This is a genomic window from Bacillus sp. AFS088145 (assembly GCF_002564465.1).
Classification (GTDB): Bacteria; Bacillota; Bacilli; order Bacillales; family Bacillaceae_G; genus Gottfriedia.
This window is the reverse complement of sequence record NZ_NUUX01000021.1, coordinates 305,308-330,283: the sequence shown is the minus strand read 5'-3', so window position 1 is coordinate 330,283 and position 24,976 is coordinate 305,308. Positions and strand designations below refer to the sequence as shown.

27 protein-coding genes and 1 riboswitch are annotated in these 24,976 nt (G+C 32.7%); of the genes, 12 read left to right on the top strand and 15 right to left on the bottom strand.

The annotated features are described in order from the left end of the window. Window positions 1-82 precede the first annotated feature (82 nt). On the bottom strand, window positions 83-1,207 hold the full coding sequence (locus tag COI44_RS14710; protein ID WP_098428622.1) for a serine hydrolase domain-containing protein: 1,125 nt from the start codon (window positions 1,205-1,207) through the stop codon (window positions 83-85). Between the two features lie 343 nt (window positions 1,208-1,550). On the opposite strand from COI44_RS14710, the gene dltX reads away from it, so the two are divergent. The 6 genes from dltX to COI44_RS14680 all read left to right on the top strand — a co-directional run bounded on the left by dltX (window position 1,551) and on the right by COI44_RS14680 (window position 7,288). Further along, on the top strand, window positions 1,551-1,679 hold the full coding sequence (gene dltX, locus COI44_RS14705) for a teichoic acid D-Ala incorporation-associated protein DltX (RefSeq protein WP_483295488.1): 129 nt from the start codon (window positions 1,551-1,553) through the stop codon (window positions 1,677-1,679). 11 nt (window positions 1,680-1,690) lie between these two features. Next, window positions 1,691-3,205, top strand: a complete 1,515-nt coding sequence (dltA, locus tag COI44_RS14700) for a D-alanine--poly(phosphoribitol) ligase subunit DltA (RefSeq protein WP_098428621.1) — start codon at window positions 1,691-1,693, stop codon at window positions 3,203-3,205. Then, window positions 3,202-4,353, top strand: a complete 1,152-nt coding sequence (gene dltB, locus COI44_RS14695) for a D-alanyl-lipoteichoic acid biosynthesis protein DltB (RefSeq protein WP_098428620.1) — start codon at window positions 3,202-3,204, stop codon at window positions 4,351-4,353. Before dltA ends, dltB begins: the two co-directional genes overlap by 4 nt. Before the next feature lie 15 nt (window positions 4,354-4,368). Beyond that, window positions 4,369-4,608, top strand: coding sequence for a D-alanine--poly(phosphoribitol) ligase subunit 2 (dltC, locus tag COI44_RS14690; protein ID WP_098428619.1), 240 nt, complete (start codon window positions 4,369-4,371; stop codon window positions 4,606-4,608). Further along, a complete protein-coding gene (gene dltD, locus COI44_RS14685) occupies window positions 4,605-5,822 on the top strand; it encodes a D-alanyl-lipoteichoic acid biosynthesis protein DltD (protein ID WP_098428618.1) in 1,218 nt (405 codons plus the stop codon). Before dltC ends, dltD begins: the two co-directional genes overlap by 4 nt. Before the next feature lie 494 nt (window positions 5,823-6,316). After that, the gene (locus tag COI44_RS14680) at window positions 6,317-7,288 is read left to right on the top strand and encodes a 2-hydroxyacid dehydrogenase family protein (RefSeq protein ID WP_098428617.1); all 972 of its coding nucleotides are present in this window, start codon (window positions 6,317-6,319) and stop codon (window positions 7,286-7,288) included. Window positions 7,289-7,734: 446 nt separating this feature from the next. Here COI44_RS14680 and metQ read toward each other — a convergent pair whose 3' ends face one another. The 9 genes from metQ to COI44_RS14635 all read right to left on the bottom strand — a co-directional run bounded on the left by metQ (window position 7,735) and on the right by COI44_RS14635 (window position 13,788). Beyond that, complete coding sequence (gene metQ / locus COI44_RS14675) at window positions 7,735-8,556, bottom strand: methionine ABC transporter substrate-binding lipoprotein MetQ (protein ID WP_286163928.1); 822 nt, start codon at window positions 8,554-8,556, stop codon at window positions 7,735-7,737. Between the two features lie 22 nt (window positions 8,557-8,578). Beyond that, window positions 8,579-9,247 carry a methionine ABC transporter permease gene (locus COI44_RS14670; RefSeq protein ID WP_098428615.1) on the bottom strand — a complete coding sequence of 223 codons (669 nt, stop codon included), beginning with the start codon at window positions 9,245-9,247 and terminating at the stop codon, window positions 8,579-8,581. 1 nt (window position 9,248) lies between these two features. Beyond that, the gene (locus COI44_RS14665; RefSeq protein WP_098428614.1) at window positions 9,249-10,253 is read right to left on the bottom strand and encodes a methionine ABC transporter ATP-binding protein; all 1,005 of its coding nucleotides are present in this window, start codon (window positions 10,251-10,253) and stop codon (window positions 9,249-9,251) included. A gap of 139 nt (window positions 10,254-10,392) precedes the next feature. Further along, window positions 10,393-10,503, bottom strand: a riboswitch (SAM riboswitch). Window positions 10,504-10,581: 78 nt separating this feature from the next. Continuing rightward, a complete protein-coding gene (locus COI44_RS14660; RefSeq protein ID WP_098428613.1) occupies window positions 10,582-10,944 on the bottom strand; it encodes a hypothetical protein in 363 nt (120 codons plus the stop codon). Window positions 10,945-11,146: 202 nt separating this feature from the next. Continuing rightward, window positions 11,147-11,470, bottom strand: coding sequence for a thioredoxin family protein (locus COI44_RS14655; RefSeq protein ID WP_056468789.1), 324 nt, complete (start codon window positions 11,468-11,470; stop codon window positions 11,147-11,149). 15 nt (window positions 11,471-11,485) lie between these two features. Beyond that, window positions 11,486-11,836, bottom strand: a complete 351-nt coding sequence (locus tag COI44_RS14650) for a ribonuclease M5 (RefSeq protein WP_088014517.1) — start codon at window positions 11,834-11,836, stop codon at window positions 11,486-11,488. A 216-nt stretch (window positions 11,837-12,052) separates the two neighbouring features. Next, the gene (gcvH, locus tag COI44_RS14645; protein ID WP_098428612.1) at window positions 12,053-12,436 is read right to left on the bottom strand and encodes a glycine cleavage system protein GcvH; all 384 of its coding nucleotides are present in this window, start codon (window positions 12,434-12,436) and stop codon (window positions 12,053-12,055) included. A gap of 45 nt (window positions 12,437-12,481) precedes the next feature. Then, complete coding sequence (locus COI44_RS14640) at window positions 12,482-12,838, bottom strand: arsenate reductase family protein (protein ID WP_098231638.1); 357 nt, start codon at window positions 12,836-12,838, stop codon at window positions 12,482-12,484. Between the two features lie 398 nt (window positions 12,839-13,236). Then, window positions 13,237-13,788: a beta propeller repeat protein gene (locus tag COI44_RS14635; RefSeq protein ID WP_142329264.1), complete on the bottom strand. Its 552-nt coding sequence runs from the start codon at window positions 13,786-13,788 to the stop codon at window positions 13,237-13,239. Window positions 13,789-13,859: 71 nt separating this feature from the next. On the opposite strand from COI44_RS14635, the gene COI44_RS24645 reads away from it, so the two are divergent. Both COI44_RS24645 and COI44_RS14630 read left to right on the top strand, forming a co-directional pair. Further along, entirely contained in the window at window positions 13,860-13,991 is a 132-nt protein-coding gene (locus tag COI44_RS24645; RefSeq protein ID WP_286163927.1) for a hypothetical protein, read from the top strand. Between the two features lie 84 nt (window positions 13,992-14,075). Continuing rightward, window positions 14,076-14,465 (top strand): hypothetical protein, encoded by a 390-nt coding sequence (locus tag COI44_RS14630; protein ID WP_098428610.1) that lies wholly within the window; start codon window positions 14,076-14,078, stop codon window positions 14,463-14,465. A 208-nt stretch (window positions 14,466-14,673) separates the two neighbouring features. Here the strand turns inward: COI44_RS14630 and COI44_RS14625 are convergent, their stop codons facing one another. From COI44_RS14625 to COI44_RS14615, 3 genes are all read right to left on the bottom strand, one after another. Continuing rightward, on the bottom strand, window positions 14,674-16,458 hold the full coding sequence (locus tag COI44_RS14625; RefSeq protein ID WP_098428609.1) for an acyl-CoA dehydrogenase family protein: 1,785 nt from the start codon (window positions 16,456-16,458) through the stop codon (window positions 14,674-14,676). A 70-nt stretch (window positions 16,459-16,528) separates the two neighbouring features. Continuing rightward, window positions 16,529-17,704, bottom strand: coding sequence for an acetyl-CoA C-acetyltransferase (locus tag COI44_RS14620; protein ID WP_098428608.1), 1,176 nt, complete (start codon window positions 17,702-17,704; stop codon window positions 16,529-16,531). A gap of 21 nt (window positions 17,705-17,725) precedes the next feature. After that, a complete protein-coding gene (locus COI44_RS14615; protein WP_098428675.1) occupies window positions 17,726-20,107 on the bottom strand; it encodes a 3-hydroxyacyl-CoA dehydrogenase/enoyl-CoA hydratase family protein in 2,382 nt (793 codons plus the stop codon). Window positions 20,108-20,357: 250 nt separating this feature from the next. Here COI44_RS14615 and COI44_RS14610 point away from each other — a divergent pair, with 250 nt between their 5' ends. Beyond that, entirely contained in the window at window positions 20,358-20,498 is a 141-nt protein-coding gene (locus COI44_RS14610; RefSeq protein WP_098232476.1) for a YuzL family protein, read from the top strand. 177 nt (window positions 20,499-20,675) lie between these two features. Here the strand turns inward: COI44_RS14610 and COI44_RS14605 are convergent, their stop codons facing one another. Together COI44_RS14605 and COI44_RS14600 are read right to left on the bottom strand one after the other, a co-directional pair. Then, complete coding sequence (locus tag COI44_RS14605) at window positions 20,676-21,593, bottom strand: proline dehydrogenase family protein (protein WP_098428607.1); 918 nt, start codon at window positions 21,591-21,593, stop codon at window positions 20,676-20,678. Window positions 21,594-21,781: 188 nt separating this feature from the next. Continuing rightward, window positions 21,782-22,045 (bottom strand): DUF2573 family protein, encoded by a 264-nt coding sequence (locus COI44_RS14600; RefSeq protein WP_097976287.1) that lies wholly within the window; start codon window positions 22,043-22,045, stop codon window positions 21,782-21,784. Window positions 22,046-22,306: 261 nt separating this feature from the next. On the opposite strand from COI44_RS14600, the gene COI44_RS14595 reads away from it, so the two are divergent. The 3 genes from COI44_RS14595 to COI44_RS14585 all read left to right on the top strand — a co-directional run bounded on the left by COI44_RS14595 (window position 22,307) and on the right by COI44_RS14585 (window position 24,954). Continuing rightward, complete coding sequence (locus COI44_RS14595) at window positions 22,307-23,110, top strand: formate/nitrite transporter family protein (protein ID WP_098428606.1); 804 nt, start codon at window positions 22,307-22,309, stop codon at window positions 23,108-23,110. A gap of 115 nt (window positions 23,111-23,225) precedes the next feature. Continuing rightward, window positions 23,226-24,044 (top strand): GDSL-type esterase/lipase family protein, encoded by an 819-nt coding sequence (locus COI44_RS14590; protein WP_286163926.1) that lies wholly within the window; start codon window positions 23,226-23,228, stop codon window positions 24,042-24,044. Then, window positions 24,037-24,954 (top strand): ABC transporter ATP-binding protein, encoded by a 918-nt coding sequence (locus COI44_RS14585; protein ID WP_098428605.1) that lies wholly within the window; start codon window positions 24,037-24,039, stop codon window positions 24,952-24,954. The genes COI44_RS14590 and COI44_RS14585 overlap by 8 nt, the downstream gene beginning before the upstream one ends. Window positions 24,955-24,976 lie beyond the last annotated feature (22 nt).

The following is a 24,976-nucleotide window of genomic DNA, read 5'->3' as shown; positions in this document are numbered from 1 at the left end:
AAAATAGTATGAGTATCTTTTAAATTATTTATGAAATATTTTATAAGAGTCTAGATTCTTACAATCAATTAACAGACTGTCCTCAACTCATTTTGTTAACTATTTTAAATAAGTTCATTGCTATTTTAAAAGTGCTTGGTTTTACCTTTTGACTATTAGAAAACACTATTACATATGTTTTTGAAACTGGATCAAAGAAATTCATACAATTAATTCCTGGAACTACCCCATGATTATATAAATATTTCCCTTTATTATAAATTCCGAATGCATAATGATTTTGATACGGTTTAATAAATTGAGTAAAACTTTTACCCAAAATAAGTTTATTTGAGATTAGTGCCTCGTCCATTTTTTGTAATCCTGAAACCGTTGAATAAATATCTCCGCAGCCTAGTAAATAGTTAAAATTTGGGATTTGTAATTGCTTCGGATCATTTTTAGATTGAATTAATGAATAACCTAGTGCACGATTCCTTATTTTATAAAAATCATTTCCTTGTCCAACTTCAGTCATATTCGCTTTATCGAAAATATGTGTTTTTATATATTCTCCATAAGAAATTCCAGTTACTTTTTCAATTACGTAAGCAAGTAAAACATAATTTGTGTCATTGTAATCCCATTTGTTCAACGGTTTATAGTGAGCATTTGATTTAACTATTTTCTTTATTAAATTAGTTGATGAAATTGGATTAAATAACTCTTTTTGCTTCTTAATCCCTGAAGTATGTGAAATTAAATGAAATAATGTTAATTTTGACCCATTTGGAAAGTCCGGTATATATTTTGAAATCGGATCATTAAATGATATTTTGCCTTCTTCTTTTAATTGCATTAAAAGCGTTGAAACAAAAAATTTAGAAATTGAGCCAACTGGATAATACGTATTCGATGTATTCAGTAATTGATTTGAGATATCTCGATAACCGTATCCACTATTAAGAATATTTTCTTTATTTTTCCTTACAAGAACAACTCCGTTAAAATGAATTTGATGTAAGTAGCGGTCAATCTCTCTAGCATTATTATTTTGATCATTCGTAATATCAACTTTATTCATCGTAGAGTGATTTGAAACTGTCACTGTAGAGTGATTCGAAATTGTCACTTTCGACTGGTCTTTATTCCAGATAAAACTACAATAAGGAGATATTATTAAAACAGTTAAGAAACTAGGTATCAATAACAAATAAATTTTCTTCATTAATTCACCAATCTCCCATATTGATGGGCCAAGAGGATTTTCCTATATTCCCTTTTTCCCATTTTTTTTACGTTCCCCTAATCACTATTCATTCTATATGAACCAATCACTTTTAGATTTGAACTAAAAACAATCGTTCACTTTACTAACTTATCCTAATTGTATTAACAATCTTGTCCATTAATCATTATAATTTAATTAAAAAAATTTTACTTAATCTTTAATAACTTATTATCTGTTTGTAATTTTAAAAGGTGTTTGGTTAATTTTTCATCTTTTTTTCGGTGTTATAATACGTCTAGCTAAAAATTAAGAAAGGTGAAAACAATTGGGTAAAATCCATATTTTCCGTTCAAAGACTTTAAGATTTTTATTTTATACTGCGTTTTATTTATCAATTTTACTTGCACTACTCTACTTATATGGATTTAAAGATTCATTTACAGGGACTTTTATATATAACGATTTTTAGGACGTGAACTGATGAATTCAATTATTGAACAAATAGATTATTGGGCAATTAACACCCCAGACACTATCGCATTTCAAAATAGTGATTATTCGTTAACATATAAAACTTTAAAGCAACAATCAGATGCGATTGCTAGCTGGATGATTAGAAATAATTTTACGAATAAGCCCATTATTGTGTATGGACATATGCAGGCAGAAATGATTTCTATTTTCCTAGGAAGTGTAAAAGCAGGTTGTGCTTATATTCCCGTTGATGAGTCTATTCCGTTTGAAAGACTCAAAAAAATGATTACAAATTCTGGAGCAACTTTATTAATTACACCAAAAGAAATTACTTTAGAGTTTGAATCCATTAAAATCATAAATTTTGGAGAACTACAGAAGATTATCGATTCTACAAATCTAGTCAAATCTTTAACTGATTTCAATGTGAAAGACGATGAAACATTTTATATAATCTATACTTCTGGTAGTACTGGAGATCCAAAAGGTGTACAAATTACTGAAAAAAACTTACGTAGTTTTACCGATTGGATATTGAAGGATTTTAATATACAAAAAGGACAACGCTTTTTAAATCAAGCTCCTTTCTCTTTTGATTTATCAGTAATGGATTTATATCCATCTTTATTATCGGGTGGCACACTCATCGCTGTTGAAAAATCTTTGATTGAGCGACCAAAAGCATTATTCGAATATTTAATGGAAAGTGATATCGAGGTTTGGACTTCTACACCTTCATTCATAGAGATGTGTATGATGAATCCAAATTTCAGCGAATTGTTACTACCAAACTTAAAGACTTTTCTTTTCTGTGGTGAAGTACTATCGAATAATAGTGCTAAACAGCTATTATCTAGATTTCCTAAAGCAGAGATTTATAATACTTACGGTCCAACAGAAGGAACGGTTGCTGTAACATTCGTCCAGATTAATGAGGAAGTCATAAACCAATATTCCCCATTACCGATTGGAACACCGAAAGACGATACAATTATCTACATTATGGATGAATTGGGGAACCCACTTCCAGATGGAGAAACAGGGGAAATTATTATAGCTGGTCCAAGCGTTAGTAAAGGATATCTTAATAATCAGTTAAAAACTGATGCAGCCTACTATCAAATAAATGGCATGCGCGCCTATAAAACAGGTGATTCTGGTTACTTTGATCACGGACTATTATTTTATAAAGGTAGGATCGATTTCCAAGTAAAACTACACGGTTATCGAATTGAAATTGAGGACATTGAAAATAACATTAGAAGATTACCATTAGTCCATTCTGCAGTTATTTTACCAGAGATGAAGGATGGTAAGTGTATAGATTTACATTGCTTAGTAGTCATTAAAGAACACGATTTCGAAAAGGAATATCATTTAACACGTTTTTTAAAACAAGAATTAAACAAATATATGCCGACTTATATGATTCCAAGAAAATTTAGTTATTTACAAACTTTACCAATGACGACGAACGGAAAAGTTGATCGAAAAAAATTATTGGAGCAAACTTACCAATGATTCCATACAGTAGTTTTACCTTTTTCGGTGTTTTATTTGTTCTGCTAATCCCAGCAGTCATATTAGGTTTTTTAGGAAGAAGATCAACTAACTACACGACATTTCTTTCTTTTGTGTTTTTATTATTAGTCTTTTCCTCTTCTAAAATACAAACCTTTTATCTAGTTGCTTATATACTTTGGGTAGTTATTTTAATAAAAGGTTATAGTGTTTATCGGAAGAATGCAAACCATTCAACTGTTTATTACTTATGTGTTTTGCTATCAATTTTACCTTTATTGATTGTAAAGGTTTCACCGATTTTTGAAAGTACTACACTTGTAGGCTTTTTAGGAATTTCCTATTTAACATTTAAAGCAACACAAGTTATTATTGAAATTCGCGACAACAGTATAAAGGAAATAAAGATTGTTGATTTCTTGAAGTTTTTATTATTTTTTCCAACGATCTCTTCAGGACCAATTGATCGTTTTAGAAGATTTCAACAGGATTGTCAAAAAAAGCTGACGTCTATTGAATACAAGGAGTATTTTCAAATAGGTGTTCATAAAATTTTTATTGGTTTTCTCTATAAATATATAATTGGTTATTTAATTAACGTTCATATACTTGAAACAAAGTTTACACTCGGGCATACATTTGTCTCAAATCTAACGTATATGTATGCATATAGTCTGTACTTATTTTTTGATTTTGCTGGTTATAGTGCATTTGCAATTGGCGTTAGTTATTTAGTAGGCATTAAAACACCCGAAAACTTTAATATGCCATTCATTAGTCGGAATATAAAAGACTTTTGGAATCGCTGGCATATGAGCCTATCATTTTGGTTTCGTGACTATGTATATATGAGAATGGTATTCTTACTGACTAAGAAAAAAATGATTAAAAATAGAAGAAATATTTCTTATATCAGTTACACTACCTTATTTTTACTAATGGGTGCATGGCACGGGATCCAAATAAATTACCTACTTTATGGTTTATACCAAGCCATATTGATGTGTAGTTTTGATTGGTTTGAACAATTCAATAAGAAAAAAAAGATTTGGAAAAATAATAAATTAACACATGTATTAGCGGTTATTATTACATTCCATTTTATTTGTTTCGGATTTTTAATATTTTCAGGACATCTAGTTAACTAAAGGAGAATTAGTATAATGGAAAATTTAAGAGCAGAAGTTTTAAAAATTTTAGCAGATTTATGTAATACAGATGAAGTGATTGAAAACCCAGATATTTTGATTTTTGAAGAAGGATTATTAGATTCATTTGGAACAGTTAGCTTATTAGTTGAAATCGAAGAACAAATCGGTATCAACGTGACGATTTCTGACTTCGATCGCGAGGAGTGGGCAACGCCAAATAAAATCATTTCGATTTTAGAGGCTAGAAAATGAAAAAAGTTCAATTTTTTGGGATGATAACAGCTATTTTCATTTTTTTACTAGCTTTGTATCTTCCAAATTCTTTTTACGAACTATTTATTACAAAAGAACGATTAAATAATACAGCAGCATCTTTAAACCCTGAAACATTTCAAGGGACCCTGCTTCAAGATAAAATGTTAAAAGACCCAAAATTCCTACCTATTTTTGGGTCTTCAGAACTTGCCAGAAGAGACCCTTTCCATCCTTCTAGATTTTTTATGGGAGAAAAAAATGAATTTACTCCCTATCTAATTGGTCGAGGGGGGTCACAAAGTCTCGTTCATTTTCTTGACTTAGCATCTTTAGGTGATGGAATAAAAAATAGAAAAATTGTGTTTGTTTTATCTCCACAGTGGTTTATTCCACATGGCATTGACGATACTCATTTTTCACCTAATTATTCTGCGCTTCAAACTTATTCATTCGTTTTTAATAATTCAATTGATATTTCAGTAAAGAGACAAATTGCAAAGAGACTTTTAACGCTATCAATTATAAAAAAAGACTCTTTATTAGTTACCCAATTAAATGCTTTTATTTCAAATAGCAAAAAAATTAAGTTCAAGGCTATGGCTGAAAAACCGTTAGCTTACACATATTTAAAAATACTTGAAAAGAAAGATCTTTTTGATACCGTTATAATGGATCCAGATAAAAACTTCCGATTAAAAAAATCAAAATATGAAGATTTATCCTGGGATCGGGTAGCTCAAGTTGCCGATAAAATTGGCAAACGCGAGTCAACTTCTAACCATTTCGGTATAATTAATAAATACTATATAAAGCACATTCAAAATCGTCTTCCAGCTTTAAAAAATTATAAACGAAATAGTAACTATGGTGTATCACCAGAATATGATGACCTTCAAATGGTATTAGCATTATTAAAAAAAGAGCACACAAAAGCGTTGTTTATTTCTGTTCCAGTAAATGGACCATGGTATGATTACGCTGGATTCCCTAAAGAAGGTAGAGACGTTTATTACAAAAAAGTAAAAAAACAAATTGAAGATGCTGGATTCCAAGTAGCTGATTTTTCTTCACATGAATACGATGAGTTTTTCCTAAAAGATACAATTCACTTAGGCTGGAAGGGCTGGGTATATGTAGATCAATCTTTAAATAAGTTTTATTCAGTAAAACGTACTCCCCCTACCGCAAGTTTAAATCATAGATATCAATGAAAAAAGCAGACTGTTGTCTGCTTTTTTTTCTAGCTGTTGAAAAACAACCATGTCAATAAATTATCAAATTTTCGTAAAAGGAGTCGAGCACCCCTTTCGTTCCAATCAACTAATTCATCAAAAAAAGTCTGTAATAAAAAACTATTCAAATATCCTTTACTTAGCGTAATCTAACAGCTGTATATTAATCAGTTTGTGGATCAATTAATATCAAACATTAATTTAAAAACTAAAAAAATAGCAATTGTTTTTCTAAAAATTAACTCGTAATATTTTTCAACCAAAGTACGGTGTACGTTTTCCCTATTGATCATTTTATATTTCAATACTCTGTGAAAAAAGCTGACTAGTGTCTTTTTTAAGTTGCTGACAGACCTTAAAAATAAATATATTCTTTAAACTGCCAAATACTAAATTAAACAAAAACTTGAAACTTCATTTATAATAAAAACATTAACATTCAATTATTAAACTGTTGAAAGAAGGTTTCTAATTTGGCACATATCTTGGTAGCGGGTAAAATCCCAGAAAAAGCTGAGCAATTATTAAAAGATCATCATGTCATTGTTTATGAAAATGAGCAATTAGTTACAGAAGATGAATTGTGTGAACTTGTTGGTGGAGTAGATGCAATTTTAAGTTTACTATCCACTCCGATCACAAAAAGAGTAATTGATGCTGCTAAAAATGTAAAAATTATTGCTAATTACGGAGCAGGATTTAATAATATCGATGTAGATTATGCAACTAGTAAGGGGATTCATGTTACAAACACTCCACTTGTTTCTACAGACGCAACTGCTGAGTTAACTTTAGGAATTCTCTTAGCTGTTTCCAGAAGAATAGTCGAAGGAGACGAACTTTGCCGTACAAAAGGTTTTGAAGGATGGGCTCCATTATTCTTTAGAGGAACAGAAGTATCAGGAAAAACTTTAGGTATTTTTGGTTTTGGAAATATCGGACAAGCAGTAGCTAAACGAGCTAGGGCGTTTAATATGAATATTATTTATCATCAACCAAGAAGATTAAGTAATGAACTTGAACAAGAATTAAATGCCACATACGTATCAATGGATGAATTATTACAGACTTCTGACTATATTACCCTTCATTGCCCTTACAAACCTGAGCTACACCATTTATTTGGAAAAGAAGAGTTTTACAAGATGAAAGATACTGCGTTTTTTATCAATGCAGCTAGAGGCCCTTTAGCGAACGAAAAGGAATTAGTAGACGCATTAAAAGATGGTGTTATTGCGGGTGCGGCTCTAGATGTATTTGAATTCGAACCAAAAATAACAGAAGAACTAAAATCACTTACAAATGTTGTATTAACACCTCATATTGGTAATGCAACATTTGAAACTCGTGATGCTATGTCTGAAATAGCAGCTGAAAATATTATTGAGGTTATGACTGAACGACCACCAATCTCACCTGTAAATCAAATCCTTGTGAAGAATTAAAAATAAAAAGGGGCTGTTTCATAAGTTAGATTCACTATCTTATGAACAACCCTTTTTTTATTATTAAAATTCATTTACGAGTACTTTGGTGTGGGAAGTATTTTCGTTCATTTGTTGTTTATAATCGATCTTTTTATAAATAATTAGCATATTTTTATTCGATTTAGAAAGGACTGGTCGTCTTTGCTAAACTTCCACATACAAGACTATATAATTGTACAATTTTTAGGGTCGCAATACCTTTACTGTCATAGGTAATTTTCTATTTTATTTGCGATTCCTTGGGATTTAATTGCAAATTCGCTAACTTTATTTGCGATTATCCAAATTTAATTGCAGTTTTGCCAATTTTATTTGCGATTTTTAAAATTCTTCTGCAGTGTATAGATTTTCAATAAAAAAAGAGGGTTCCCATAAAAGCACTTGGGATACCCTCTCTTTTCTTATTATTGACTTACAGGTACTACAGCACCTTTATATTTTTTAATGATGAAATCTTGAATTTCTTTAGAGTGTAATACTTTTACAAGCTCTTTGATTTCTTTTTTATCTTTATCACCTTTACGAACAGCGATAATGTTTACATAAGGAGATTCTTTACCTTCTAAAGCAATAGCATCCTTCATTGGGTTTAATCCAGCATCAATCGCGTAGTTTGTGTTAATTAACACTGCATCGCCTTCATTGTTTTGATACACTTTTGGAAGCATCCCAGCGTCTACATCAGCTTGGAATTTTAAGTGTTTAGGATTCTCAGCAATGTCTTTAATTTGAGCTGTAGTTGGATCTACTCCAGCTTTAAGTTTAATCAAACCTTCATGTTGTAATAAGCTTAACATACGACCATGGTCAGCTACTGAGCTACTCATGATAATTTTAGCTCCATCTGGAAGATCATCTAAGCTCTTATATTTTTTAGAGTAAACTCCGATAGGCTCGATGTGGATCCCGCCAGCGTTTTCAAATTTATAACCATTTTCTTTCATTTGAGATTCTAAGTATGGAATGTGTTGGAAATAGTTTGCATCTAATTCTTTTGAAGCTAGTGCTTTATTTGGTAATACATAATCTTGGAATTTAACAATTTTTAAGTTAATTCCTTCTTTTTTAAGGATTGGTTTAGCTTGTTCTAAAATAACTGCGTGAGGTACATTTGATGCACCAACCACTAATTCTTTATTTTTATCTTCTCCACCTTTATTACATGCTGCTAAAGATAATGCTAATACACCTGCTCCTAATAATCCTACGATTTTTTTGAATTTCACTGTCATTTCCTCCCTTATATGATTAAGCTCTTTTATCTATTTTTGTTGTAATTAAATCACCAATAAATTGAAGAATGAAAACGATTAATAAAATAATGACTGTCGCAACAAGAGTTACTTGGTTATTAGAGCGTTGGTATCCTTCCATAAATGCTAAGTTACCAAGTCCACCACCACCTACTACACCAGCCATTGCTGTATAACCAACAATTGCGATTGTCGTAACTGTTAAACCTGAAATAATTGCTGGTAATGCTTCTGGAATCAATACTTTTAGAATGATTGTAAAAGTACTAGCTCCCATTGATCTTGCAGCTTCGATTACACCTTTATCAATTTCACGTAATCCGATTTCGACCATCCTTGCATAGAATGGTGCAGCACCGATAATTAATGCAGGTAATGCTGCTTTTGCTCCAAGCATAGAGCCAAGTATAAAAATCGTAAATGGAATTAATAAAATAATTAAAATGATAAACGGTATTGAACGAAAAATATTTACAAACGCTGCTAGGATTGTATTAAAAAATTTATTTTCAAGAAGTTGATCTTTACTAGTTAAAAATAAGAATAAACCTATTATTAGTCCAAAAATGAACGTTGCAAGCGCAGCTATTACTGTCATGAATAATGTTTCTTGAGAAGCTAAAAGCATTGCATCCCAATCAACATTTGGAAAAAGTTGTGTCATCTTATGCTACCTCCACTTCAACTTGTTTTGATTCTAAGTAAGCAATCGCCTCTTTGATGTTATTTATGTCTCCAACAAGTTGAATCTTCATGGTCCCATAAGAGCCTTCAGCAGTTTGAACAATTTTTCCTTGCAAAATGTTAATCTCAATATCAAAGTGCTTAACTACTTCCGAAATATGCGGCTGATCTGCTTGACCATTCTTAAAGGTTAGCTTATAAGTATTATCCTTCCCATCACCTTGAGATATTACTTCACCTTCATCATTGCCTTTGATTTGCGTCACAAATTTCTTTGTAATTGCTTGTTTAGGACGAGTAAATACATCAACAACATGGCCTTCTTCTACTACATTTCCATTTTCCATTACAGCTACTCGTTGGCATATCTTTTGAATAACATGCATTTCATGAGTAATCAGGATGATGGTAATACCAAGCTGTTTATTAATATTAGTCAGTAAAGCTAATATCGAATCTGTTGTTTCTGGATCTAATGCCGAGGTCGCTTCATCACATAAAAGTACATCTGGGTTATTAGCAAGTGCTCTTGCAATTCCGACACGTTGCTTTTGACCTCCACTAAGTTCAGAAGGATAAGCATTTTCTCTACCTTCAAGTCCTACAAGTTTAATTAATTCTTTCGCACGATCAATGCTTTCCTTTTTTGGAACTTTAGCAATTTCAAGTGGGAAAAGTATATTTTCTAATACAGTTCTCGACCACAATAAATTAAAATGCTGAAAAATCATTCCTATTTTTTGTCTTGCTTTTCTTAACTGACTGGATGAGCATTTAGAGATCGATTGACCATTAATAATCACTTCACCTGATGTAGGGGACTCAAGTCCATTTAGCATACGTAATAACGTACTTTTCCCTGCGCCGCTATATCCGATCATGCCAAAAATTTCACCTACTTCAATAGTTAACGAAACATTTTGTACTGCGGTAACTGTGCCCTTTTTACCTTTGTATGTTTTACTTACATTATTTATTTGAATCATACACTTGATCTCCTTTCGAAACATTCTAACAACTTATCTTTCAATTTTTTGTAAGTAGGTATCTTTTTAGTCGCATAAAACAAAAAAACCTTTCAACTCACATGAGCAGAAAGGTTTAATATACAAAAAGTATTCCTTTCTCTCATCTCTCAAAGCATATGCTTTGCAGGAATTAGCACCATTTCAATGACGAACATTGACGGTTGCTGGGTTTCACAGGGCACGGTCCCTCCACCTCTCTGGATAAGAGTTAATCTTACGATCTATTAAGTTGTTTCACGTAATTTCTTTAACGTAAGTCCAATTCTACAAAGTTAGACACTAGTTGTCAACAATTTTCTAAAAGTTTTTTGTCGTTTTCAACACTTGTATATTGAAAAATCGTTTCCATTAGTAGTAATAACCGATAGTTCCCTTCAAAAGAAGCATCATTCAGTTTTAATAAAAGCCCTAACCTTTGCGAACCTGAATTTAGATATTCCCATCCATCTTTTGAAAAATTAACTCTAAGTTGTGGAATCGAACGATCAATTACCTCGATAAAAGGAGCCTTTTTACTTAACTTTATATAAACTTTTTCATTTAGACAGTTAAATTCTACAATTCTTTCTTCAATCGGCAAAATGATTTGTAAATATTCCTTTTTTATAAATAAGTTTCTTGCCTGTCCAATCCACTCCTTGATTTCCATAATAAACACCTCTCCCGAATTCTTTAATCTTATTTTCTCATAGATAAGAGGTGTATTCTTTATATTTCGCTCGACATTTACCTTGATAAAAATCTATATTTTAATTTTATTTCTACAGCATTCAACTCATTTCCCGAGAAATATGTCTAAAATCAGGAACTATTTTTAGGCATATAAAAAGAGTGCAACAAACAGTATGCACTCATCGTTTAATATATAAATTATATTTTTTTAACAATTCATGTAAATAAGGTACAGATTGAAAAGCGTAAATTTTTTGTTTCATTTCCCCATTCTCAAAAATAAGTAAACAAGGTACACTTTCAACCTTCCAGTTTTGAGCTTCTTCCACGATTTCATTAATATTTACCTTACTAATAGGTAAATTTGGCAGAATCTCATTTACTACTTCTAGCATTTTAGATGCTACTTGGCATGTACCACACATTGCGGTATAGATATAAATAACTGTCGTCTCTTTTGATTGAATTCTTTGCATTATTTCATTCTTTGTCCATTGCTGCATGATCATTATTCCTCTTTAATTTGTACGTAAATAATCTGTAAATACTAAAATATCGGCCCCTAATAATACACTAGCTAAATGTTGACTCGGAGCTGTTGCCACTTCTCGATAACTTCTATCAATGTACAGATGCTCTGCTTGTGGAAATTCTCTTTTTAACAGTCTTCTAAGCTTTTCACCGGCCTCATCTGCATCTACTAACACATAAATTTCTCTTAAATCTAACATTTCAGCAAGCTCATCTAGCTTTGAAGTACCAACTGTACCATTCGTACAGATAATATCTACAGGCTCCTTTATAATCGTCTGTATTTTTCTCTTATCAGTAGTACCTTCGACAATGATAACTTTTCTTTGATCTTCAATATTCACTGGGCATCACCTAATGTATAGGACTCAAAAACTTTTGACTAAAAATCTTTTGTATATAGTATATTCGATTTCCCCTTAGTTGTTTCCTTTTTTTCCCTAAATGAAAATGTCCCTTTAAATTATGTTTTATGTAAATAAGTTAAGCTTTATTACATTAATTATACACGTAAAATAAAAAAGCGCCCAAATTGGACGCTTAATGTTAGATAATTAATCTTGATTGATCATTTCTTCGTATTGACCAGCAGTCATTAACTCATCAAGTTGAGAAGCGTTTGTAGCTTCAACAACAACCATCCATGCTTTTTCGTATGGAGATTCGTTTACGAATTCAGGATTTTCATCTAGATCAGAGTTTACTTCAATTACTTTACCACTGATTGGAGCATATAGTTCAGATACTGTTTTTACAGACTCAACGCTACCGAATGGCTCATTAATAGTAAGTTCATCGCCTACTTCTGGTAGCTCAACAAATACGATATCTCCAAGCTCTGATTGAGCGAAATGAGTAATACCGATATAGTATTTATTACCTTCAACTTTTACCCACTCATGTTCTTCTGAATAACGTAGTTCATTTGGAATTGACATTGTGAAATCCTCCTCTGATTAATTACCTTAAATTATATAGTTATTTTATAACCAAACCTTTTCAAATACTTCTTCATTAAAACCAACTGTCGCTTGATCTCCATTAAAAAGTAGAGGTCTTTTTATTAATTTACCATCTGAACTTAGAAGTTCTAATAGCTCGTCCTCAGTTTTTGTTGGAATAACATCCTTCAATCCAAGCTCACGATATTTAACGCCACTTGTATTAAATAATTTATTTATAGAAATTCCACTTGCTTTATAAAGATCAGCAAGTAACTCCTTTGAAGGTGGATTTAATGTAATATCAATTGCTTCAACCGGAATATTATGTTCTTTAAGCCAAGAAGCGGCTTTTCGACAAGTTCCACATTTTGGATATGTATAAAAAATGATACTCATTTTAGCAACTCCTCCCAAACTCTATTTTATCACAGGGAATATGCGAGTTAAAATAGTTCCGTTCGAAAATTCTGTAATAAGTTAGTTCCAACAACATTATAGCAATATTCATTATACTAAACCAGTAGAATATTCGTGTTTTTCGACATATTCATACAAATAGCATAATTTTTTTAAAAAAATCAAAGTAATTTCCTAAATCATTCGATTAACCTCTTAAGTAGTACTCAACTTATACTAGTATGGCACAAGTCATGGCAAAATTATCCTTATCCATTTAAGAATAACTAGAAAAATATAAAGTTAAATGGAATTGTTAAGAATGCAAAAAAACCGGGTAAAATCCCCGGTCATTCTTTCGTTATCAAATATTTTATCTCTATGAACAAGGAATCGTGTTAGCGTACTGAATAAGCTTTAATTAAAGTTTGTTCAATCTGACTACCTTTATCATCCCTTGCCTTAATGCGTAAAGAAACAAAACCAGAATTTGGATTTTTCACCCATACTTTATAGTGGCCATCTTCTCTACTTTCGGCTTTTGTTTTGCTCCATGTTTTACCGTCATCAGTTGAAACCTCAACCTCGACTCCACGAAGGTTTGGAGTAGTATTAGATTGAGTTACAAATGATAAATCGAAGTGATCAGTATTACCACCGTGAGCTTTGTTCTCAGCATCTAAGTCAAAGTTATATTTCGGCCATAATAATGCTAGATTTTCTTTTCCGTTTGCAGGTCGCTGAGATTTGAATGTCCAAGCTGTATTTGTCGTTGTAGCCAGTGGGAACCATGCTGGATAAGCAGTGTCCATTGTAATCTTAAAGGTTGCTGGGTTAGGGCTAACCGGGATCTTTGTTGACTGTGAGAATCTTGCTTTTTCTAAAAGAAGTACTCCGTCTTGATAAAGCCTCACTGCCGCTTTGTCTTCAGCATTTGCCATATATGCCACACGAATTCCAGCTATTATCTTACTTTTGGGTTGTAGTATCCTATTGTGAATTTCAACAATGGCAGAAGGTTTTGTACTATGCAAAAAATTTGGAGCAAACGGCTGGAGAAGGAAAATACTATGCAGATGGCCTCTCGCTTCAAGCGTTTGCTTTAACAAGATTAGGTGGCCCACTAAATGAAATAATAGAACTAATAGATTAATCTGCTAAAGTAAGTGATTACTATGAAGATGTTGCCAAAGGAAATCGTTATAGAACTTATTTAAAATATGGAAGATTAGAGTATTTGGACGAATACCTCTCCTGGGCTGAAATCAGAGAAGACTTTTATATAAGTTTCACCTATATACTTGAAGTATTAGTAAAACTAGAACGTACAGCAAAGGTTGAACAACTGCTAAATCGCTATCAACATATATTTGAAGAATTTCCTACTAAGAATGAAGTATTTAAAGTAGAAATGTATTTGCATTACCTTTACGCCCTTGCCTTATATCGTTGTGCACGAAATGAACTGGAAGAGGGTCTTGATGAACTATTAAATGTAGCAAATAAAGCTTATGAATTAGGGTTTTTAAAAAGATTTAAAGAATGCATCCAGTTTTACTGGGAGCATAGAGATTATATTAACACTGAACATGAAAAAAAGTATATGGAGTTACTTAATAAAGCTTGATGAATAAAGACACGTAAAAAAATGCCACGAATTAGAAGTGGCCCTTATAATTTAGCAGGTTATTTCAATTAGGCAGCATGTTGGGCATGAACCCGGTATTTTACTGGGCTCTTGCCTTATTATTTTAGCCATAAAAAATGCACCTCCAAATATTAGACAGTGTCTAACATTTTAGGTGCATTTCAAACTGATCAGCAGTTATTGTTTATTAAACAGTATAACGCTCTTCATCTAATACATTAGCAGCAATTTCACGTTTCTTCGCAATGACATTAATTGGCGTATGACGTGTAAATTTACGAAGTGCTGAAGTCATCATTCTTAATGTATCACCAGACTCAACAGCAACAAGTGTTTCCTTTGTGTGAGCTTCGATTTCATTAAATGCTTCTTGGCAGAATACTTGAGTATAAAGTAATTTTTGGTTTGATTTTTGTAACCCTACTTTATTAATTGCTTTTTCAGTGCGTAGAACTGTCGATTCCATTGCGTAAATATTACTTACGATATCTGCAATATTTACTAGAATCTCTTGCTCATTACTTAATGCTTTACCGAATTTTTGAACTGCTAATCCAGCAATCATGATCGCAATTTTCTTCGCATTACGAACTAAATATTTTTCTTGCTCTAAAGGAGCATCTCCCACTTCTTCAGGCATTAACATCATTAATTCTTCTTGAATTTGTTGAGCTTGTTGAAGTAAAGGAAGCTCTCCGCTCATTGCTTTTCGAAGGTAAGTGCTTGGTACAATTAAACGATTAATTTCGTTTGTTCCTTCAAAGATTCGGTTAATACGAGAATCACGGTAAATACGCTCAATTTCATATTCAGCCATGAAGCCATATCCACCGTGGATTTGTACTCCTTCGTCAGCTACATAGTCTAATACTTCTGAACAGAAGAATTTATTTAATGAACATTCAATCGCATACTCTGCTACAGCTGCTGCTACTGCTTTTGGATCTTTTGCTTGCTCCTCAGTTAATTGACTAAAGCGATCCTCGAAAAGTCCTACAGTACGATATGCTGAACTTTCACTTGCATAGATTTTTGTAGCCATACTTGCTAATTTTTCTTGAATTAAACTAAATTTTGCAATTGGTGTTTTGAATTGTTGGCGTTGGTTAGCATACGTTGCAGATAATTCTAAAGCACGTTTTGATCCACCAACTGTACCTACAGCTAATTTATAACGACCAATATTTAAAATATTAAATGCAATAACATGACCTTTTCCAATTTCACCTAGAAGGTTTTCTACAGGAACTTTTACATCTTCTAATATCAATGTACGAGTTGAAGATGATTTAATACCCATTTTCTTTTCTTCTGGACCAGTCGAAACACCTTCATAATCTCTCTCAACGATAAATGCTGAGAAGTGCTCTCCATCAATTTTTGCATATACAACAAATACATCTGCAAAAGCAGAGTTTGTAATCCATTGTTTCTCACCATTTAAAATGTAATGAGTTCCTTCAGCATTTAATTTAGCAACAGTTTTTGCTCCTAATGCATCTGAACCTGAACCTGGCTCAGTTAATGCATAAGCTGCAAATTTCTCACCTGATGCTAATCCTGGTAAATAACGTTGTTTTTGATCGTGATTTCCAAATAATACGATCGGAAGTGTACCGATCCCTACGTGCGCACCTTGAGAAAGTGAGAATCCTCCACCACGTGAAATTTTTTCTGTAATTAATGCTGAGCTAATTTTATCTAGTGCGATTCCACCATACTCTTCTGGCACATCTGCAGCTAATAATCCTAGCTCACCAGCTTGTTTTAATAATCTTACAGTACGGTCAAATTCGTGTTGCTCTAAATATTCCAATTCAGGTAAAACTTCATTAACTACAAAATCTTCAGTTGTTTTTGCAATTAATTTATGCTCATCTGTAAAATCCTCTGGAGTAAAAACTTTATCAAAAGTCACTTCTGTTGTTAAAAAGCTTCCGCCTTTAAGTAAGTTTCCGATTGTTTTTTCCATCAAAAATTCCTCCTATTTTCTATTTACTAGTTTGAAGACATGATTCTAACAATCTATATTCGTTCATCTATTAAACTAATTCAAATACTCCGGCAGCACCCATTCCGCCACCAACGCACATCGTTACAATCCCGAACTGCTCTCCACGACGCTTCATCTCATGTAATAAGGATAAAGTTAGTTTAGTACCAGTACAACCAAGTGGATGCCCTAATGCAATCGCCCCACCGTTTACGTTTACACGTTCTTCATCAAGACCTAAGTGACGAATAATTTGAATTGATTGAGAAGCGAATGCTTCATTTAATTCAAATATTCCAATGTCAGATAAGCTTAATCCTGCTAATTTAAGCGCTTTTGGAATTGCTTCAACAGGTCCAATTCCCATAACCTCAGGAGCTACTCCAGCGACTGCAAAAGAACGGAATTTTAATAATGGACTTAGTCCTTCAGCTTCTGCTTTTTCACGGTCCATTACTAATACTGCCGCAGCTCCATCACTTGTTTGTGAAGAGTTTCCAGCCGTTACTGAACCTCTTACATTAAATGCTGGTCTTAATTTTGCTAATACTTCAGAAGATGTGCCTTCACGAACACCCTCATCTTGAGAGAAAGTAAAATTCTTTTCTTCTAATTTATTGTTTGCGTTAACCGAACGTAGCGTTACATCAACTGGAACGATTTCGTCTACAAAACGCCCTTCTTTAATAGCCGCTGCTGCGCGCTGATGACTACGCACCGCAAAAGCATCTTGATCTTCTCTTGAAATACCATAACGATTGGCAACTTGCTCAGCAGTATGCCCCATACCCATATAATACTCTGGTGCATTTTCTACTAATCTACTATTTAAACGAGCAACATGCCCTCCCATTGGAAGTAAACTCATTGATTCTGCTCCGCCTGCAATAATAGCTTCAGAATGACCTAACATAATTCGTTCACTTGCATAAGCAATACTTTGTAGACCTGAAGAACAATAACGGTTCACTGTAATTCCTGGAACTGAATGCGGTAATCCAGCTAGTGCCCCAATATTACGCGCCATGTTGAATCCTTGCTCAGCTTCCGGCGATGAGCAACCAAAAATTATATCATCAATTGGACCATCGTAATTTCCCGCACGCTTTAATGTTTCTTTTACAACTAATGCCCCTAAATCATCTGGACGAACTGTTGCTAGTGATCCTTTTTTCGCTTTACCTACAGGCGTTCTCGCACCCGCTACAATAACAGCTTCTCTCATGTTCTTCCCTCCATCTTTAGATTAATTACGTAACGGTTTTCCTTTTACAAGCATGTGTTGCATACGTGCTTGAGATTTCATTTCAGAAATTAAACTTAAAAATGCTTCACGTTCAATATTTAATAAATACTCCTCGTCTACTAACGTTCCGAATGGTACTTTTCCACCTGCAATTACATACGCTAATTTCTTAGCAATTGTTAAATCATGTTCACTAATATAGCCAGAATAGTACATTGAGTTTGCACCGGCTAATAAAGTTGCATAACCAGACTCACCAACTACTGGAACTTTTTCACGAATCGGAGCGCTATAACCTGCTTCATATAACTCAAGTACTCGTTGTTTTGCTTCATAAATTAAGTGATCTGCATTAAATACTTTGCGATCATCATGATTTAAAAATCCATTTTCAAATGCTTCTTGAGCAGAAGTCGATACTTTCGCCATTGCAACTGTCTCAAACACACGATTTGCAAGACCTTGCAAGTCAAACTCAACACCTTCTGGGAACTGTTTAAATTGTTTAATATAAAGCTCTTTACTACCGCCCCCGCCTGGAATTAAGCCTACTCCAACTTCAACTAAGCCCATATAAGTTTCAGAAGATGCAACTACGCTAGCAGCTGGTAAACAAATTTCAGCACCGCCACCTAGTGTCATACCGTAAGGAGCTACAACTACCGGCTTATCCGAGTACTTAATTTTCATCATTGCTTGTTGGAATCCTTTAACAACCATTTCAATTTCAAAATAGTTGTCATCTTGCGCTTCCATTAAAATCATTGCTAAATTAGCACCAACACAGAAGTTTTTAGCTTGGTTACCAATAACTAAGCCTTTATAATTTTTTGAAACTTCATCAACTGCGAAGTTAATCATTTGTGTAATATCCATACCAATTGCATTGCTCTTTGAATGGAATTCTAAACATGCAACTCCATCTCCAAGGTCAATTAAACTCGCACCTGAATTTTGTTTAATCATTCGACCTTGTTCTTTTAAAACACTTAATTTAACTTCTTTATCATTTCTTACTAACTCTTCAAATTGGCCATTATAATAGAAGCTAGTAACTCCATTGTCTTGCTTATAAAATGTTTCGTTACCACTATCGATCATATTCTTAACCCAATTCGGTACAGTTAGGCCTTCGCTTTCCATTCGTACGACTGATTTAGATACACCAATTGCATCCCAAATTTCAAATGGTCCTAAATCCCAACCAAATCCCCACTTCATTGCTTGGTCAATTCCGACGATGTTATCAGAAATTTCACCAGACAATTCAGCTGAATAGACTAATACCGGGCTAATAATGCTCCATAAGAAATTACCTGCACGATCATCAGCGTATACAAGCGCTTTCAACTTATTCGCTAAACCTTTAACTTGTTTGATGCTTTCAGTTGAAGCTGTTTTTAAGCTTTTTCTTTCTCCATATTCAAATGTGCTTGGATCTAATTCTAAGATTTCTTTACCTTGCTTTAAGAAGAATCCTTGCCCAGACTTACTTCCAAGCCAATTACGATTAGCCATTTCCTTCATAAATTCTGGAACTTTAAATACTTCCTTCTCTTCGCCTTCTACTAGCTCATAAACATTGTTTGCAACATGGATAAATGTATCTAATCCAACTACGTCCAATGTACGGAATGTAGCACTAGAAGGGCGTCCAATCATTGGACCAGTAATTGAATCAACTTCTCCAACACTGTATCCGCCCTTTAGCATTTCTTGTACAGTTACAAGTAATCCGTAAGTTCCGATACGGTTTCCAATAAAGTTTGGAGTATCTTTTGCTAATACAACACCTTTACCTAAAACGTCTTCTCCAAAACTTTTCATAAATGTAAGTACTTCTTCAGATGTATGTTTAGTAGGAATAACTTCTAATAATTTTAAATAACGTGGTGGGTTAAAAAAGTGAGTGCCTAAGAAATGTTTCTTGAAGTCATCTGAACAGTCTTCAGACATTGCTTCAATTGAAATACCAGATGTATTTGAGCTCACGATTGAGCCTGGTTTGCGGTATGCATCTACCTTTGCTAATACTTGTTTTTTAATTGCTAAATTTTCAACAACTACTTCAATAATCCAGTCGACTTCGCTTAAACGACTCATGTCATCTTCAAAGTTACCTGCTTGAATTAACGTTAAGTTTTTCTTAGATGCAAGAGGAGCTGGCTTTTGTTTCAATAATTTCTGAATAGCCGTTTGACTAAATCGATTACGAAATTCTTTGGAGTCAGTAGAAAGACCTTTTGCAGCATCTTCCTCAGATAGTTCTCTTGGAACAATATCAAGTAGTAATGTTGGAATACCTATGTTTGCCAAGTGTGCAGCGATACCAGATCCCATCACACCAGAGCCGAGTACAGCGGCTTTTTTAATTTTTTGGATCATATGCATTTCTCCTCCTCATATCTTTGAATGAATACTCATTCACTTTCTGGATAAAACAATCCATTATCAATGAGCCCTCTTCTTCCACTATATGATAAATTCTTATTTTTCGCAATAAACAAAAAGTTCAAATTAATAAAATTTTATTTCCGATCTAAATTCCTCTCTCTGCTTTTTTTATCACACTCCATTTTTTACTAATAAGTTTATTTAAATAGGTTAGTCTAAGAAATGGAGGTGATAAGATATGAAACGTGAAAGAAATCCATCAAAAGGTGGAGTTAGTGCAGCAAGTGTTCAAGGTAATGCAAGTCACGGAGATCAAAGAGAAGAAAAAGGTAGACAAAGTAACAATCAGCAGTACGGTAAAAAAAATATGGGTCAGTAAGCTTTTTCCACTCAATTTTAATAGCAAAACTAGGACCTTGCTGACTAAAGCAATAATATGAATAATGTTGTTTTACTAATAACTACTTATCACAAAAAAATCCTGTATAAAGAGAAAAAGGCTGACTAAAAAGGATCCTCACTCAATCCTTTTTAGTTAGCCTCTTTAATTTTCAAATTATTTACTGAACATACCTTTTAATACGAATGCAACGTTTGCAGGACGTTCTGCAAGACGACGCATGAAGTATCCGTACCAGTCAGTACCATAAGGAACATAAACTCGCATATTATATCCTTCTTTAACAAGCTCTAATTGACGCTCTGTGCGAATTCCGTATAACATTTGGAACTCAAATTGATCATTTGGAATATTATGTTCTTTTACTAATTGTTTTGTATACTCAATCATTGCTTCATCATGTGAAGCGATTGCAGTAAAGTTACCGTTTAATAAGTGCATTTTAATGATTTTTTTGAAGTTTTCATCCACATCTTTTTTCTCTGGGAATGCTACTTCAGCCGGCTCTTTATAAGCACCTTTTACAAGACGTAAGTTTGGTTTTAAACTGTTTAAATCTGCAATGTCATTTTCAGTTCTGTATAAATAAGCTTGGATAACTGTTCCGATATTGTCGTACTCAGATTTTAATTGCTTAAAGATACGAATTGTTTTTTCACAACGAGTGAAATCTTCCATATCGATTGTAACGAATACACCACTCTTTTTAGCTGCCTCTAAAATACGACGCATGTTTGATAAAACTAACTCGTCAGAAATATCAAGACCCATAGAAGTCATTTTAAGAGAACATTGTGAATTTAATTTTTCTTTTCCAATCGCTTCAATTGCTTCGATACAGTGATCAGCCATTTCATTTGCTTCTTCAACCGTGTCAACGAATTCCCCAAGATAATCAATTGTTACTTTTAAATTCTTTTTATTTAAGTCCTTAATAACTTTTGTAGCTAAATCGATTGTTTCGCCTGCAACAAAACGTCCTGCACCAAATCTTAGGCCATATTTTTTAGCCATTTTAGTCAAAAACTTATTTTTAGACATAAATAAAAAAGCATTCTTCATAACTTGTTCCATTACTCTACCCCCAAAATTAAACTTTACTTTTCTCTATATATATTACTAATGTATCATCTATTGAAATTTGTTAAAACAATTATTTAATAATTTGTCGAATTTTGTTTATTGAAAAATGTATGCCCTTACTTAATATTATATTATCATAATTTATATATATCGTCATCTTTGAAAATTATGGATAAATATTATTGCTTATTTTTGTTAGCCATCGCTTCTCTATGCTGGTCATTTAACGTTTTTATCTCTTTTATTAAATTAACAACTTCATCTTTAGCTTGAGGATATGTATCATTCCAATGTTTTACTAATGCGGGCATTGATTTTGATATGTATGTATACATAACCCACTTTTCCACTTTTGCTTGTTTTTCTTCTGACCAATCTCCTAATAACAATTCCGTATATTTTTTTAGTAGCGCATCAAATTTTGCTTCAAATTCATTTTCCAAACGAAATCACCTCTCCATTTATTAGTAAGTTTTCAAAATCTATTTTAAATTTTTCCTTTTACCTAAACTTGTTTACTATGAAATTATATTATATCTTCAACCAGTTTTACGGTGATTATTTAAAAATGTAAAGTAAAAATAATAAATAGTATATAACTTGTTCAATTTCATAATTTGTTCATAACTTCACAATCTTATCGGCATTTTTTGTTTGTATACTATGTATGTGTTAATCAAAGAGCGTATAGGGAGTGAAACCATTTGGAACGAGATAGTATCCAATATTGTATTGATTTAGCTCTTAAAAAAAAGAAAATACTAGACCAAAGCTTAATTAAATATTTAACTCGTGCTGCCTTAGCATCTATTTATATAAGCTTTATTCTCATTGTCTGTTTAAAATTAGCCGAATTATTTAGATTACAAAATTCACCATTTTCATCTGTGGCTTATCCACTAGTTTTCTCTACAGCATTAATTATGATTATTTATGGTGGTGGAGAGTTATTTACTAGTAATACGATGTATTTTACGTTTTCAACTTTAGCTAAAAAAACTACAAAATTAGATTTAGTAAAAAACTGGATTGTATGTTACTCTGGCAATATTATTGGAGCATTTATTTTTGCGATTATTTATTTTTTAACAGGTTTGGCAAAAGATTTTCCTGCCGATCATTTTTTAACAGGTGTAGTTGACCATAAAATTCACGCATCATTTTTCCACTTATTTTTTAAAGGTATTTTATGTAATTGGCTTGTCTGTCTTGCTTGCTTTTTACCAACAAGGTTTAAAGATGATTTAGCAAAAATGTTACTGATCTTTTTATTAGTATTTGCTTTCTTCTTCTCTGGTTATGAACACAGTATCGCAAATATAGCTGTCTTCACATTATCCTATATTATGCCTCATAATGTAGCCTTTACATTTGGTGATGTACTGCATAATTTAATTCCAGTTACACTTGGAAATATGATTGGTGGTTCAGTTGGAGTCGGAATGGCATATTACTTCTTGAATAATGAACAAAAAGTAGAAGTAAAAGAATTAAAACGTGCTTCATAAAACGAATCTACCTGTCTTCTTTTTTTTGAGGACAGGTTTTTTCGTGCAAATCTAATTTTATTATGGTAATAATGATTTTATAATGAAAATTTTTCCTTTTTTGGTGGTGTAAAATTTGAAATACAATCATTTTGTTCGGTTTATCATGTTCATTTCATTACTTTGTTTTCTTTTATTATCATATGGCTTCGTGAAAGGTGCTTATTCAGTTTTAAATCCTCAAAAGAGCAAACTAATCGTGAATAATAATGCACAGAAAAATAATCAAAATGACAGTGTTCACAAAAATAATAAACTGAAGATTGTTGCATTAGGAGATTCACTTACTCGTGGTGTCGGCGATGATGAAGGAACAGGTTATGTAGGAAGATTAAAAACCATTCTACAAAAAGAGTATAAACAACCAACAACGATCACGAATTTAGCTGTTAGTGGTGCAAAAACATCAAATTTACTTAATGATTTAAAGAAAAAAAATATACAAGAAACGATTGGCTCCGCAGACATAATCGTTCTTTCCATAGGAAGTAATGATTTATTTCCTGGCGCTAATCAATTAAACGAACAATTTTTAAAGACATATCGACCAGATGAAAAAACGTTTAAAAATAATCTACAATCAATTTTTAAACTAATACGTCAAAAAAATACTACAGCATCTATTTATGCGTTTGGATATTATAATCCATTTCATAATGTTCAAGGATTAGATGCATCGTCAAGCTTTGTATCTAGATGGAACAATCTACTTGAATTATCGGTACTTCAAACTACTAATGCATACGTCATTCCAACATTCGATTTATTTTTTAACGAAGAAAAGAAATATTTGTACACTGACCATTTTCATCCGAACAAAGACGGTTATATTGAAATGGCCAATCGCTTAACTAGTAAAATAGGAAGTCAGCTTCGAGGTGAGTCGAATGAATAAAGTGCTTAAATTAGAGGGTATTACAAAGAGTATAAAAGGAAAAGTATTAGTCGATAAAGTTTCATTTGAAGTTTATGAAGGTGAAGTATTTGGCTTTCTAGGTCCAAATGGGGCTGGAAAAACAACAACTATTCGAATGCTAGTGGGGCTAATCAAACCAACAAAAGGAACAATTGAAATTGCTGGTTATCCAGTTAAAACTCATTTCAAAGAAGCAATGCGACAAATTGGATGTATTGTAGAGAATCCCGAATTATACGGTTATTTAACTGGATGGGAAAATCTAAATCAATTTGCGAGAATGTTAGGAATTAAAGATGAGAAAAAAATAAGCGAAGTCGTAAATTTAGTAAAATTAACAGATCGGATTCATGAAAAGGTTAAAACGTATTCACTCGGAATGAAACAAAGATTGGGGATTGCTCAAGCATTACTTGGAGGCCCTAAACTTCTTATTCTAGATGAACCTACTAATGGATTAGACCCATCCGGTATTCGTGAATTACGTGAATTTATTCATATGCTTGTAAAAGAGCAAAATATAAGTGTTTTTATTTCAAGTCATTTATTAAGTGAAATCGAAATGATTTGTGATCGCGTAGGAATTATAAATAAAGGGAAAATGGTTAGAGTTTCAACAGTAAAAGAATTAGTAAAGGAAGCTGCTGAAAGAGTTGAATGGCGAGTTTCTCCAATACAGAAAGGGCTAGATTTATTAAAAAAGGATTCTACGATTCAAGATATCATAGTAAAGGATGAGCTTATACTATGCCGAATGTCTCCTCTTAAAATAAATGAGATCATTCAACAATTCGTAGCACAAAATATACAAGTGAATGGCGTTAAAACAATGTCTGAAACATTGGAAGATCTATTTATGGAAATGACTGGAGGCGAAGTTCGTGGCTGAACTAATTAGACTCGTCTTTAAC

Coding starts and splice junctions, on each gene's coding strand:
- COI44_RS14710 (WP_098428622.1), bottom strand. CDS start 1,207: ATGAAGAAAATTTATTTGTTATTGATACCTAGTTTCTTAACTGTTTTA.
- dltA (WP_098428621.1), top strand. CDS start 1,691: ATGAATTCAATTATTGAACAAATAGATTATTGGGCAATTAACACCCCA.
- dltB (WP_098428620.1), top strand. CDS start 3,202: ATGATTCCATACAGTAGTTTTACCTTTTTCGGTGTTTTATTTGTTCTG.
- dltC (WP_098428619.1), top strand. CDS start 4,369: ATGGAAAATTTAAGAGCAGAAGTTTTAAAAATTTTAGCAGATTTATGT.
- dltD (WP_098428618.1), top strand. CDS start 4,605: ATGAAAAAAGTTCAATTTTTTGGGATGATAACAGCTATTTTCATTTTT.
- COI44_RS14670 (WP_098428615.1), bottom strand. CDS start 9,247: ATGACACAACTTTTTCCAAATGTTGATTGGGATGCAATGCTTTTAGCT.
- COI44_RS14665 (WP_098428614.1), bottom strand. CDS start 10,253: ATGATTCAAATAAATAATGTAAGTAAAACATACAAAGGTAAAAAGGGC.
- COI44_RS14660 (WP_098428613.1), bottom strand. CDS start 10,944: ATGGAAATCAAGGAGTGGATTGGACAGGCAAGAAACTTATTTATAAAA.
- COI44_RS14655 (WP_056468789.1), bottom strand. CDS start 11,470: ATGCAGCAATGGACAAAGAATGAAATAATGCAAAGAATTCAATCAAAA.
- gcvH (WP_098428612.1), bottom strand. CDS start 12,436: ATGTCAATTCCAAATGAACTACGTTATTCAGAAGAACATGAGTGGGTA.
- COI44_RS14640 (WP_098231638.1), bottom strand. CDS start 12,838: ATGAGTATCATTTTTTATACATATCCAAAATGTGGAACTTGTCGAAAA.
- COI44_RS14625 (WP_098428609.1), bottom strand. CDS start 16,458: ATGGAAAAAACAATCGGAAACTTACTTAAAGGCGGAAGCTTTTTAACA.
- COI44_RS14620 (WP_098428608.1), bottom strand. CDS start 17,704: ATGAGAGAAGCTGTTATTGTAGCGGGTGCGAGAACGCCTGTAGGTAAA.
- COI44_RS14610 (WP_098232476.1), top strand. CDS start 20,358: ATGAAACGTGAAAGAAATCCATCAAAAGGTGGAGTTAGTGCAGCAAGT.
- COI44_RS14605 (WP_098428607.1), bottom strand. CDS start 21,593: ATGGAACAAGTTATGAAGAATGCTTTTTTATTTATGTCTAAAAATAAG.
- COI44_RS14585 (WP_098428605.1), top strand. CDS start 24,037: ATGAATAAAGTGCTTAAATTAGAGGGTATTACAAAGAGTATAAAAGGA.